The organism is Butyrivibrio sp. XPD2002 (assembly GCF_000423945.1).
GTDB lineage: Bacteria > Bacillota > Clostridia > Lachnospirales > Lachnospiraceae > Butyrivibrio.
The window spans coordinates 147,585-160,916 of record NZ_AUIY01000005.1 but is presented as its reverse complement, the minus strand read 5'-3'; the positions used below and the strand labels follow the sequence as shown (position 1 = coordinate 160,916).

The 13,332-nt window shown below is 43.9% G+C and carries 12 protein-coding genes; all 12 read left to right on the top strand.

Annotated features, from left to right (window positions below):
* Positions 1-9: 9 nt before the first annotated feature.
* The 12 genes from malQ (at position 10) to G587_RS0104750 (ending at position 13,320) form a co-directional block, all read left to right on the top strand.
* Positions 10-1,545 (top strand): 4-alpha-glucanotransferase, encoded by a 1,536-nt coding sequence (malQ, locus tag G587_RS0104805; RefSeq protein ID WP_026491319.1) that lies wholly within the window; start codon positions 10-12, stop codon positions 1,543-1,545.
* Positions 1,538-2,578: a LacI family DNA-binding transcriptional regulator gene (locus G587_RS0104800; RefSeq protein ID WP_026491318.1), complete on the top strand. Its 1,041-nt coding sequence runs from the start codon at positions 1,538-1,540 to the stop codon at positions 2,576-2,578. Before malQ ends, G587_RS0104800 begins: the two co-directional genes overlap by 8 nt.
* Positions 2,579-2,626: 48 nt before the next feature.
* Positions 2,627-4,201, top strand: coding sequence for an extracellular solute-binding protein (locus G587_RS0104795; protein ID WP_026491317.1), 1,575 nt, complete (start codon positions 2,627-2,629; stop codon positions 4,199-4,201).
* 110 nt (positions 4,202-4,311) lie between these two features.
* Positions 4,312-4,863 (top strand): DJ-1 family glyoxalase III, encoded by a 552-nt coding sequence (locus tag G587_RS0104790; protein WP_026491316.1) that lies wholly within the window; start codon positions 4,312-4,314, stop codon positions 4,861-4,863.
* An 8-nt stretch (positions 4,864-4,871) separates the two neighbouring features.
* Positions 4,872-5,363 (top strand): CYTH domain-containing protein, encoded by a 492-nt coding sequence (locus tag G587_RS0104785; protein WP_026491315.1) that lies wholly within the window; start codon positions 4,872-4,874, stop codon positions 5,361-5,363.
* 165 nt (positions 5,364-5,528) lie between these two features.
* Positions 5,529-6,974: a trigger factor gene (gene tig / locus G587_RS0104780; RefSeq protein ID WP_026491314.1), complete on the top strand. Its 1,446-nt coding sequence runs from the start codon at positions 5,529-5,531 to the stop codon at positions 6,972-6,974.
* A gap of 59 nt (positions 6,975-7,033) precedes the next feature.
* Positions 7,034-7,696 carry an ATP-dependent Clp endopeptidase proteolytic subunit ClpP gene (gene clpP / locus G587_RS0104775; protein ID WP_081679338.1) on the top strand — a complete coding sequence of 221 codons (663 nt, stop codon included), beginning with the start codon at positions 7,034-7,036 and terminating at the stop codon, positions 7,694-7,696.
* A gap of 36 nt (positions 7,697-7,732) precedes the next feature.
* Complete coding sequence (gene clpX / locus G587_RS0104770) at positions 7,733-9,007, top strand: ATP-dependent Clp protease ATP-binding subunit ClpX (protein ID WP_026491312.1); 1,275 nt, start codon at positions 7,733-7,735, stop codon at positions 9,005-9,007.
* Between the two features lie 69 nt (positions 9,008-9,076).
* Complete coding sequence (gene yihA, locus G587_RS0104765) at positions 9,077-9,691, top strand: ribosome biogenesis GTP-binding protein YihA/YsxC (RefSeq protein WP_026491311.1); 615 nt, start codon at positions 9,077-9,079, stop codon at positions 9,689-9,691.
* A gap of 20 nt (positions 9,692-9,711) precedes the next feature.
* Entirely contained in the window at positions 9,712-10,389 is a 678-nt protein-coding gene (locus G587_RS0104760; RefSeq protein WP_026491310.1) for an HdeD family acid-resistance protein, read from the top strand.
* A 157-nt stretch (positions 10,390-10,546) separates the two neighbouring features.
* A complete protein-coding gene (clpB, locus tag G587_RS0104755; RefSeq protein WP_026491309.1) occupies positions 10,547-13,138 on the top strand; it encodes an ATP-dependent chaperone ClpB in 2,592 nt (863 codons plus the stop codon).
* Positions 13,138-13,320 (top strand): DUF4250 domain-containing protein, encoded by a 183-nt coding sequence (locus tag G587_RS0104750; protein ID WP_026491308.1) that lies wholly within the window; start codon positions 13,138-13,140, stop codon positions 13,318-13,320. Before clpB ends, G587_RS0104750 begins: the two co-directional genes overlap by 1 nt.
* Positions 13,321-13,332 lie beyond the last annotated feature (12 nt).

The window sequence follows — 13,332 nt, the reverse complement described above, 5'->3', positions numbered from 1 at the left end:
TTAGAAAAAATGGCTAAGAAAGTAAATAATAAAAGAGCATGTGGCGTTTTGATGCCTGTATTTAGTTTGCCATCAAAGTACGGAATCGGTGCTTTTTCAAAGGAAGCGTATGATTTTGTGGATTTTCTGGCAAAGTCAGGCCAGAGATATTGGCAGATTCTTCCACTTGGACCTACAAGCTACGGTGATTCACCGTATCAGTCCTTCTCTACTTATGCGGGTAATCCGTATTTTATAGATCTTGAGAAGCTTATTGAAATGAAGTTTCTCACACAAGAGGAAGTGGACAAGGTTGATTTTGGCTCTGATGATAAGGTCATCAATTATGCAAGACTTTTCAAGACACGTTATGACGTTTTATACAAAGCGTTTGTAAACAGTGGTCTGTCAGATACCAGCACAAAAAAGCCTGCCAAGGAGTTTAAGGCTGGATTCGATAAGTTTGTAAAACAGAACGCTGACTGGCTTCCTGACTATGCTCTTTATATGGCACTTAAAAAGCGCTATGACGGACTTAGCTGGGTAGAGTGGCCGGAAGGCTTGAAGCTCAGACAAAAAGAGGCCATTGAAGAAGCAAGGGTTAAGCACGCTGACAGAATCAGATTCCATGAGTTTATTCAGTACCTTTTCATGACACAGTGGTTCGATCTCAAGGCCTATGCTAACGAAAAGGGCATTGATATCATCGGTGACATTCCGATTTATGTTGCATTTGACTCAGCAGATACATGGGCTAATCCCAAGCTTTTCCAGCTTGATAAGAAGAATATGCCCACTGCTGTTGCAGGCTGCCCTCCGGATGCTTTTGCAAGAACCGGTCAGCTCTGGGGCAATCCTCTGTATAAGTGGGAATATCATGAAAAGACAGGCTTTAAGTGGTGGATCAACCGTATAAAGAGCTGCTATGAGCTTTATGATGTAATCCGTATCGATCATTTCCGCGGTTTTGATGAGTACTATTCAATTCCGTTTGGTGATCCTACTGCTGAGCACGGTAAGTGGGTAAAGGGACCCGGCTACAAGCTTTTCGAGGCTATGAAAAAAGAGCTTGGTGATCTTAGAGTTATCGCAGAGGACCTTGGATACCTTACACCTTCTGTAATAAGACTTGTTCATAGAACAGGCTTCCCCGGAATGAAGATCCTTCAGTTCGCTTTTGATGCGAGAGAAGAGAGTGATTACCTTCCTCACAACTATGTGCAGAACAGTATTGTTTACACAGGAACTCATGATAATGAGACAACTCTTGGATGGTACAATTCAATTCCGAGAGCTGATAAGAAGTTTGCCAAGAAGTATCTGAATATCCGCTCCAATAAGGATATTGTATGGGAGTTTATCAGAGCTACATTTGCATCAGTTTCAAATACAGCAGTTATTCCCATGCAGGATTATCTGGGACTTGGAAAAGAGGCAAGAATAAACACTCCTTCTACACTTGGCAAGAACTGGACATGGCGTATGGAGGATGGTGTTCTTACTGACGAGCTTGCTGCACGCATGCTTGATATGGCTAAGACCTACGGAAGAAGTTCAAATGTCTAAAATAACCATAGTTGATGTTGCAAAAATGTGCGGTGTCGGCGTTAGCACCGTATCCAGGGTGATAAATGGTCACCCTGATGTTAGCGCCAAAACACGCGAACGAATAATGGCTGTCATAAGGGAGACAGGATTTGTCCCCAATGACAGTGCGCGTAACCTTAAACGCACCGATGCTAAATGCATCGGTGTACTTATAAAGGGAGTAACCAATCCCTTTTTCTCCCCGATGATCGATATCATCGAGCAGGAGATAGACAGACAGAAGTATGCACTTGTCCTGCGTCATGTTGAGGCTGATGAGGAAGAGGCTGATGTAGCTATGGAGCTGGAGACGGAGAAGAGACTAAGGGGAATCATTTTCCTTGGTGGAGGCTCTGAGCAGTCCAGGCTCAAGCTCAATGAGCTTAAAATTCCGGCGGTTTTCTCAACGATTGGAGCATCCTTTCTTGAGGAGGAAGGCCGAAACGAGTTTTCTACCGTATCGGTTGACGACAGGCTTGAAGCAAGGCATATGACCCAGTATCTCATGAATCTGGGACATAAGAATATAGCCATCATCACTGAGGCTATGGGTAGAAGATCTGTAGGGCACCTCAGACTTGAGGGCTACAAGGATGCATATCTTGAGCGTGGTATGGCGGTTGACGAGGGACTTGTTTTCTACGTTGATCAGACCATGGAACACTTTTCGGTGGAAAATGGTTACAGGACCATGCAGAGAATGCTTTCATCAGGAAGAGAATTTACAGCGGTTTTCTGTGCAACGGATCTTCTGGCGATTGGTGCCATTCGTGCCATAGCAGATGCGGGACTTAAGGTTCCGGAGGATATAAGCGTGTGCGGTTTTGATGGGATGGAGATTGGCAGATATATCAATCCCAGACTCACTACCATTAAGCAGCCCCTTGATCAGATTTCCAGAGAAACAGTAAAGCTGCTGTTTGACATTATAGAATCGAGAAGCTCCCACAGGCATATCACTTTTCCTGCGGAGCTATGTGTTGGTGAATCAACTCAGAGTAACAGTCATTAGTTTTTTCGTTCGGAGTAACAGGCGGACGAAGTTTAACGAGGACAGGCTATGCGTATTTTTTCCAGGACAATTAGCACGATTTTAACATTATCCCTGCTCGTTTCCTGTGCGGGATGTTCCATTTTTAAGTCAAAGGAAGAGGCTGCCACTGACTACTCGGCAGATGATGAAAACTCCATCACCTGCATGGTGTGGGACAGAGGTAATTTCCCCGAAGGATATACTGCTGATGATAACGCCCTTGCTAACTGGATAAGAGCAAAGGTGAAGGATGAGTATGGAATAAATCTCCATTTTGTAAGTGTGGACAGGTCCACCTCTGATACTACCATAAAGAAGATGGTGGACGAGGGAACTGCTCCGGATATCATTTTCACCTATTCATCCTCGGTGTTTGGGTATATGACTAAGCAGGGTAAGGTCACTGATCTTACGGATTCGCTGGAAAAATACGGCGATAACATTAAAAAATATATTGGCGACATTCAGTATATGGGAGCCTACAATGATCTTCAGGTTGCAGTAATGAAGAGAAGAGGCTTCAAAGCGCCCAGGCACATGGCTTATATAAGAAAAGACTGGTGCGATATGATGGGCATGGATGTTCCTACTAATAAAAAGCAGCTTATTGAGTATCTGTATGCTGTTAAGGAACAAAATCCCGCAGGTGTTGATAACGTGATTCCCTGGGCTATGGGCGGGGATATTCATTCGGAACGTTTTTATCAGGGCTTTGTGGGATCCTATGTGGATGGTCTTTCTGACAGGGATGCATTTATTTATTCAGAGAGATATATGGTGGTTGCTGACGGCGCCATAGAAGGAATAAGAGAACTAAACAGGCTGTATAATGATGGGATAATCTCACTTGATTTTACGGCTGATACGGATAATTCCAAATATATAAAGGATGTCACCGAGGGCAGGGCAGGATTTTTTGTTGATGATACAATGTCTCCTTTTACATATATTTCTGAAATGAAGAAGACTGATCAGAAGGTCGAGGTGAGTCCGCTACTGTGCTTTGATCTTAAGGATGGTGGATATCGCAATGTAACAGAGCCTGATTATGGTTTGTATGTAATGGTTCCGGCATCCAGTAAGAATAAGACAGATGCCGTTATCAAATATCTGAACTGGCTTGCCGATCCTGCTATAGCTGAGATGGTCAACTATACTCCGGATCATGAAAAGACTGAAGAAGGTGCAGCAATGGCCATGGCGAAGGATGCGCTGTTCAGTCATGGATATCCCGGCAATCCGGATGATTACTGCATTGTGAATCAGCATTTTGATTTTGTTGATAAAAAAGACGCTCAGGTTTCCACATGGACTCAGAACTGCAAGTGGGAGACTGAGGAGTGGTTTGATTATTTCTATGATCTGTGCGTACAGGATCAGTTTACGTTCCCCGGAAACAGTCTGGTACTGGATTCGGAAGCAAAATATCAGGTGGATCTTGATACAGCACTTGTGGAATATGTTTACAATCTTATGTGCTGTCCTCCTGCTGATTTCGACAGAATGCAGGAAGAGGAATATGGACGTCTTAAGTCAATGGGACTTGAGGAGGTTCTTGGGGAACGCGGCGGCTTATATGACAGTGGTATATTAAAAAATTGAATTTAGGGAGCTGGGGACCGTTATCGCACGTATTTTGGGCGATTACGGACCCCGTATCCGACCGGGCAGAGTCAGATATAAATTAGCATTTATAGAGGAGGATATGAAAAATGGCTAATATTGCAATTTTCCTGGCAGAGGGCTTTGAGGAAATCGAGGCACTTACCGTGGTGGATATCTGCAGAAGAGCAGGTCTTACTATTGATATGGTTTCAGTTATGGGAGCTCTTCAGGTAACAGGCTCTCATGGAATAGAGGTTAAAGCTGACAAGCTTCTTGATGACGTGAAATTCGATGAGATGGATATGCTGGTTCTTCCTGGCGGAATGCCCGGAACAACTAATCTTGAAAAGACAGAGAAGCTCATGGAACAGGTAAGAGCCTTTGATGCAGCAAAGAGATATATCAGCGCAATCTGTGCTGCTCCCGGAGTATTTGGAAGAGCGGGGCTCTTACAGGGCAAAAAAGCCTGCGTATTCCCGGGACTTGAGGGTGAGCTTAAGGGCGCGGATGTTCAGATGACAGAAACTACTGTTGACGGACATATCCTTACAAGCCGCGGAATGGGAACAGCAATTCCCTTCGGGCTTGCTATCGTAGAGCGCTTCTGTGGTAAAGAGACTGCGGATGAACTCGGTAAGAAAATTGTTTTTAGGGTGTGATTTGAGTAATGGGATTAGAAATTGAGAGAAAATTTACTGTAAAGGAATTACCTGAGAATCTGGAGCAGTATGAGGTTCATGTTATCGAGCAGGGCTATCTTAATGTGGTTCCTGCCATCAGAGTTAGAAGGCAGGATGACGAGTACTACATGACATATAAGTGCCATAAGGATTTTGCGGGTGCACATTTCGAAGGCGAAGATGGCGATATAGGTCAGATCGAGTACAACATGCCTCTTGATAAAACAGCATACGAGCATCTTGTTGAGAAGGCAGATGGGAATGTAATAAGAAAGAAGAGATATATCATTCCTATTGAAAATGGATTAAAAATAGAGCTTGATGTTTTCGGGGCTCCCTATGATGGAAGGATTCTTGCCGAGGTGGAGTTTCCCGATGAGAAGGCGGCAGCTGATTATAAGCCTGCTGACTGGTTTTTAGAGGACGTTACGGGAGATGTGAGATACAGTAATGCTCACATGAGTACCGAGAAACTCTGAGTTTTTCACTATTTTCAAATTAATATGGAAAAAGGAAAAGACCTGTGCTATAATCTTTAGGCGACTGTGCCGAGGAAAGTTAGCACAGGTCGTTTTAATATAGATAAATAACACAAAACTGTGTAAAGATTTATTTCATATGTATTCATAGGAGGAAACATTTCAATGAGCGTATCAGTAGAAAAGCTCGAGAAGAGCATGGCTAAGCTTACAATCGAAGTAGCAGCTGAGTCTTTTGACAAGGCAATCGACAAGGTTTACAACAAGCAGAAGAATAAGATCCAGATCCCTGGATTCCGTAAGGGTAAGGCTCCCCGTCATATGATCGAGCGTATGTACGGTAAGGAAGTATTCTTCGAGGATGCTGCTAACGAAGTTATCAACGAGGAGTATCCCAAGGCTGTTGAGGAGTGCGGTGAGGACGTTGTTTCTAACCCTGATATCGAAGTATCACAGATCGAGGCTGGTAAGCCTTTCATCTTTACAGCAACTGTAGCTCTTAAGCCCGAGGTTAAGCTTGGTAAGTACAAGGGCGTTGAGGTTGAGAAGATGGATCTTGACGTAACTGAGGACGAGATCAACGCTGAGATCGACCAGGAGCGTAACAGAAACGCCAGAACAATCGACGTTACAGATCGTAAGGTTGAGGATGGCGATATCGTAACTCTTGATTTCGAGGGATTTGTTGACGGTGTTGCTTTCGAAGGTGGTAAGGGCACAGATTATCCTCTTACAATCGGTTCAGGTTCATTCATCCCTGGATTCGAGGAGCAGCTTGTAGGCTTCGAGATCGGCAAAGAGGGTGAAGTTAACGTAACATTCCCTGAGGAGTATCATTCAGAGGATCTTGCTGGTAAGGATGCTACATTCAAGTGCACAGTTAAGGCTATCAAGACAAGAGAGCTTCCTGAGCTCAATGATGAGTTTGCAAGCGATGTTTCAGATTTCGAGACAGTTGCTGAGTATAAAGAAGATGTAAAGAAGAAGCTTACAGAGCGTAAAGAGGCTGAGGCTAAGGCTAAGCGTGAGGATGCAGCAGTTAAGGCTGTTATCGAAGATTCTGAGATGGAGCTTCCTGAGAAGATGGTTGAGACACAGCAGCGTCAGATCGTTAACGATTTCGCTCAGAGACTTCAGTATCAGGGCATGAACATGCAGCAGTACATGCAGTACACAGGCAACACAGCTGAGCAGCTCTTAGAGCAGGTTAAGCCTCAGGCTGTAGAGCGTATCCAGTCAAGACTTGTTCTTGAGGCAGTTGCAGCAGCTGAGAAGTTCGAGATCGCTGAGAACGAGATCCAGGAAGAGCTCGAGAAGATGGCTAAGCAGTACAACATGGAAGTTGAGAAGGTTAAGGAGCTTATGGGCGACCGTGAGATCAAGAGCCTTAAGGAGGACCTCCTTGTTCAGAAGGCAGCAGCTTTCCTTGTAGAGAACGTTAAGGAAGTTGGCGCTAAGAAGACAACAAGAAAGGCAGCAGCTAAGAAGGACGATGATGCAGCTGAGGAGAAGCCGAAGCGCACACGCAAGACTGCAGCTAAGAAGGACGATGATGCAGCTGAGGAGAAGCCGAAGCGCACACGTAAGACAACAAAGAAGACAGAAGAGTAATATAGCAGCCCTCCCGGAAACGGGAGGGTTTTTTCGCATAGTTGCGCATATTCAATAAAATGGGGTATAATGATTTGGTATTATATACTAAATATAACAGAGAGGAAGCGAATCATATGAGTTTAATACCTTATGTCATAGAGCAGACGAGCCGCGGAGAGCGCTCATACGATATTTATTCAAGACTTTTAAAGGAACGTATTGTATTCCTTGGTGAGGAGGTCAATTCTGTTTCTGCAAGCGTTGTAGTTGCACAGCTCCTTTTCCTTGAGGCAGAGGATCCCAGCAAGGATATCCACATGTATATCAACAGCCCCGGTGGAGAGATTACTTCCGGTATGGCTATTTATGATACCATGCATTACATCAAATGCGATGTAAGCACAATCTGTATCGGTATGGCAGCAAGTATGGGTGCATTCCTTCTTGCTGGTGGTGCAAAGGGTAAGCGTATGGCACTTCCCAATGCTGAGATCATGATTCACCAGCCCCTTGGCGGAACTCAGGGTCAGGCTACTGAGATTGAGATCGCAGCTAAGCACATCATTCGTACAAAAGAAAAACTGAATACACTCTTATCAGAGAACACAGGTAAGGACTATGCTCAGATCGCAGCTGACACAGAGCGTGATAACTGGATGACAGCTCAGGAAGCTTTAGAGTACGGTCTTATTGATTCTGTTATCGAGTCAAGACCTAAGGAAGAAAATAAGGATAAATAATTTTTTATTATAAGATTTTTAAAAGGAAAATAAATTATGGCAGGAAAAAACAACGGTGAAATTCGTTGCTCATTTTGTAACAAGACACAGAATCAGGTTAAAAAGCTGATTGCCGGTCCCGCAGGTGTTTATATCTGTGACGAGTGCGTTGATATCTGTGCTGATATCATCGAGGAAGAGTTCGAGGATGAGCCGATAGCGCACGACGACAGGGATATCAATCTTTTGAAGCCTGTTGAGATCAAGAATTTCCTTGACGATTATGTAATCGGACAGGATGAAGCTAAGAAGGTTCTCTCTGTGGCTGTTTACAATCACTATAAGCGTGTTATGGCGCCTAAGGCTCATAATAACGACGACGAGGTTGAGCTTCAGAAGAGTAACATCATAATGGTTGGTCCTACAGGTTCCGGTAAGACTTACCTGGCTCAGACACTTGCGAAGATCATAAATGTTCCCTTTGCAATTGCTGATGCGACAACCCTTACAGAGGCCGGATATGTCGGCGAGGATGTTGAGAACATTCTCTTAAAGCTTATTCAGGCAGCTGATTATGATGTTGAGCGTGCACAGTACGGCATCGTTTACATCGATGAGATTGATAAGATAACCAAGAAGAGCGAGAACGTTTCAATCACCCGTGATGTATCAGGCGAAGGTGTTCAGCAGGCACTTCTTAAGATAATCGAGGGTACTACAGCAAGCGTTCCTCCGCAGGGCGGACGTAAGCATCCTCATCAGGAGCTTATCCAGATAGATACATCCAATATTCTGTTCATCTGTGGTGGTGCTTTTGATGGCCTTGATAAGATTGTAGAGGCGAGACTTGATCGCAACTCAATCGGTTTTAACGCTGAGATAGCTGATAAGAGCGAGCGTGAGATCGGTGAAGTATTAAAAGAGGTTACACCTCAGGATCTCACCAAGTTCGGACTTATCCCTGAGTTTGTAGGTCGTGTTCCAATCTGTGTAACTCTTGAAGGGCTGAACAAGGACGCTCTCGTCAGAATCCTTACAGAGCCCAAGAATGCTCTTGTTAAGCAGTATCAGAAACTGTTTGACTTTGATGACGTTAAGCTTTCATTCGAGGATGATGCAATCGATAAGATCGCAGAGATGGCTCATGAGAGAAAGACAGGAGCAAGAGGCTTAAGGTCTATCATGGAAAAGGCTATGATGGATGTTATGTATGAGATTCCTTCAGATGACAACATTTCAGAGTGTGTTGTTACTGAGGAAGCAGTAAGTGGTTCTTCAAGTCCTCTGATTGTTTACAAGGATGAGGCTAAGAGACTTAAGCCTGCTAAATAAATAATGGCTGAAATAATAAGGCAGAGATGAGCTTCATCCCTGCCTTTTAAATCACTTAGCGAGGTTTTTATGGTAATTAAGAAAGTAAATTTAGAAACAGTAATAGGAATTACAAGTAAGCTCCCCCAGAATGATAAGCCGGAGTTTGCTTTTGCAGGAAAAAGTAATGTGGGAAAATCCTCATTGATAAACGGCTTAATGAACCGCAAGCATTATGCTCGTGTCAGTCAGGAGCCCGGTAAAACTCAGACTATCAACTATTACAATATAAATAATGAGTTTTATCTGGTGGATCTTCCGGGATACGGTTTTGCCAAGGTTCCTGAATCAGTAAAGAAACAGTGGGGTAAGATGATTGAGAATTATCTCAATAAGTCAGTGATGCTAAAGCAGGTTTTCCTACTCATAGACATAAGGCATGAGCCTTCTGCCAATGACAGGATGATGTATGACTGGATAGTTTCTCAGGGGGTTAATCCCATCATTATTGCTACTAAATCAGATAAGATTAAGCCCAGTCAGCATGAGAAGCATATTCAGATGATCAAGGACACACTGGGAATGCCTGAGGATGGTCTGGTACTTCCTTTTTCTGCGCAGAGTAAGGCAGGAAGGGAAGAGATATATGAGCTTATGGATAAGCTTCTTGAGGAGTGTGCTACAGGAGAAGAGACTGAAGAATAATTATATTTGAGGTGCTTGGTATGAAATTCTTTGTGAAGTTAAAAACTAATTTTCTGGTGGATGCCCTGATACTTATAGCGGTTGGTGCTCTGCTGATATTTTTGCCGGGGACTACACTTAATCTGCTTACCAAGGTGATCGGTGGCGTGGTACTTGCTGCGGGAGTTATATCCATTTTGACCAGCCTGTTTTCCAAGAATCAGGGACTTATCGCGAGGAACAGCTCTATTGGATTTGGCCTGGTTATAGCTGTGCTTGGTGTATGGATACTTCTCAATCCGCATTTTTTTGAATCCATTATTCCTGTTATTGCAGGTGTGATAATGCTCTTTTCGGGTCTAATGAATCTTGGAGAGACCCTGAGCCTTGGAAGAAGTAAGTATGGAAACTGGTGGATCGCACTTATTCTTGCTGTACTTACTGTGGCAGGCGGACTTTACCTGGTGCTGAATCCTGTTACAACCATGAAGTATATTGTACAGATAATCGGTGCTGCACTTGCCTATAATGGTATTTCCAATCTGTGGATCGTATCAAGGATACATAAGGTTGATAAGATGGCTCAGAAAAATATCGTTGATGGAGAGGCTACCGTGGTGGATGTGGAAGAAGCACCTGCCGGTTCTTTTGATCAGGAGAGCCAGAGAAAAATAGTCGACAAAGAAATTATCGATGTTGAGGGTAAAGAAATAGACTGATAGTGATAGTGCCGTAGAATGCGATATTTCTGCGGCATTTTTATTTCGAAAAAAGAATTAGCACTCACTATTGACGAGTGCTAATAATCGTGTTATAACAGTTGTAGAACAAAGATTATTGTAAGCGGCCGAAACGTTTTTTAGTGAGGTAACTGTTATGAAGATAGATAGATTCACACAAAAATCAATTGAAGCAGTTCAGAACATGGAGAAGGTGGCTCTTGATTATGGCAACCAGGAGATAGAGCAGGAGCACCTCTTATACAGCCTTCTGACAATACAGGATAGTATAGTTCCCAAGCTTATTGAGAAGATGGGAATTGATAATACTGTATTTTTAAACAGAGTTGATGAGGCTTTAAAGAAGAGAACCAAGGTCCAGGGCGGAAGTCCCTATGTGGGCGCTGACCTTAACAAAGTGCTTCTTAAGAGCGAGGATGAGATGAAGGCAATGGGAGATGAGTATGTGTCTGTTGAGCACATTTTCCTCGCTATGCTTCATTATCCGAACCGCGAGATGATAAATATATTCCAGGCTTTTGGTATAGACAGGAACAGATTCCTTCAGGCCCTGTCAGAGGTAAGGGGCAACCAGAAGGTGACCTCCGATAACCCAGAGGCGACCTACGACACCCTTGAGAAATACGGCACAGAGCTTGTGGCAAAGGCTAAGGCACAGAAGCTTGAGCCTGTAATTGGCAGAGATGCTGAGATTAGAAATGTAGTAAGAATTCTGTCCAGAAAGACCAAGAATAATCCGGTTCTGATTGGTGAACCCGGTGTAGGTAAGACTGCGGTTGTAGAGGCTCTTGCCCAGAGAATTGCAGAGGGTGACGTGCCTGAGAACTTAAAAGACAAGAAGATCTTTTCACTTGATATGGGCTCCCTTGTGGCAGGTGCCAAGTACAGAGGCGAATTTGAGGAGAGACTTAAGGCTGTCCTTCAGGATGTGAAGGAATCTGACGGAGAGATAATTCTTTTTATAGATGAGCTTCATACCATTGTGGGTGCCGGCAAAACAGACGGCGCGCTGGATGCAGGTAATATGCTAAAGCCCATGCTTGCAAGAGGAGAGCTCCACTGTATCGGTGCTACCACGCTTAATGAGTACAGACAATATATCGAGAAGGATGCGGCACTTGAGAGACGTTTCCAGCCGGTTATGGTTTCAGAGCCTACTGTTGAAGATACCATCAGTATCCTTAGAGGTCTTAAGGAACGCTATGAGGTTTATCATGGTGTGAAAATTATGGACTCAGCTCTTGTCAGCGCTGCAACCTTAAGTAACAGATATATTTCAGACAGATTCCTTCCCGATAAGGCAATAGACCTTGTGGATGAAGCCTGTGCCCTTATTAAAACCGAGATGGATTCAATGCCTGCTGAGCTTGATGAGATGAATAGAAAGATCATGCAGATGCAGATTGAGGAAACGGCCCTTAAAAAGGAAGATGATTCCTTAAGTAAAGAGCGGCTTGAAAACCTTCAGAAGGAGCTGGCTGAGCTTAAGGCTGATTTTGATAACCAGAAGGCTCAGTGGACCAATGAAAAGGAAGCGGTGGACAGACTCGCTGTTATCCGTGAAGAGATAGAGAACGCCAGCAACGAGCTTCAGATTGCCCAAAGAAGAGGCGATTTTGAGAAGGCAAGTGAGCTTCAGTATGGCAGGATTCCCGAACTGAAAAAACAGCTGGACGAAGAGGAGCAGAAGGTAGGCTCAAAGGATATGTCCCTTGTTCATGAGAGAGTATCCGATGAAGAGATAGCAAGGATTATCTCCAGATGGACAGGTATTCCTGTAGCAAAGCTTACTGAGAGTGAGAGGAATAAAACACTTCACCTTGAGGATGAGCTTCACAAGAGAGTCATCGGACAGGACGAAGCGGTTACCAAGGTTTCAGAGGCAATCATGAGATCCAAGGCAGGTATAAAGGATCCCGGAAAGCCTATCGGTTCATTCATGTTCCTTGGACCTACAGGTGTAGGTAAGACAGAGCTTGCCAAGAGCCTTGCGGCATCACTTTTTGATGATGAAAATAATATAGTCAGAATCGACATGAGTGAATACATGGAGAAGTTCAGCGTGTCCAGACTGATCGGAGCACCGCCCGGATATGTAGGATACGAGGAGGGTGGTCAGCTGACAGAGGCTGTAAGAAGAAAGCCCTATGCGGTTGTACTTTTTGATGAAGTGGAAAAGGCACATCCCGATGTGTTCAACGTTCTTCTTCAGATTCTGGATGATGGCCGTGTTACCGATTCTCAGGGAAGAACAGTGGACTTTAAGAACACTATTCTTATCATGACCTCTAATATAGGTGCACCATATCTTCTTGATGGAATCGAGGAGGATGGAACCATCAGCAAGGAAGCTGAGGAACTGACCATGAATGAGCTTCACGCCCGCTTTAGACCTGAGTTCCTGAACAGACTTGACGAGATGATTCTGTTCAAGCCTTTGACAAAGGATAATGTCAGTGGCATAGTTAAGCTTATCGTGGATGATCTTAACAGAAGATTATCAGACAGAGAGATAAGCATCAGGCTGACTCCTGCTGCAGAGCAGTTTGTAGCAGATAACGCATACGATGCCAACTATGGTGCAAGACCCGTTAAGAGATTTGTGCAGAAGCATGTTGAGACACTTTCAGCAAAGCTTATCCTGGAGGATAAGGTTATGCCTCACGACACTATCGAGATCGATGTGGAAGGTGATGCGCTGGTTGCCCATGCGGTGAAAGGAGAATGATGATACCAAAGGATCCGGTGATACTGTTGAGTTATATTAATACACAGTTAAGAGATAATTATAATAGTCTTGAAGACTTGGCTGAAGGATTATCTCTTGGTGAAGAAGAAATAAGCTCAATTATTGCCAAACTTGAAGGCATAGGATATAACTACAGCTCTGACGCTAATCAGTTTGTCTGATGCATTTTGTAA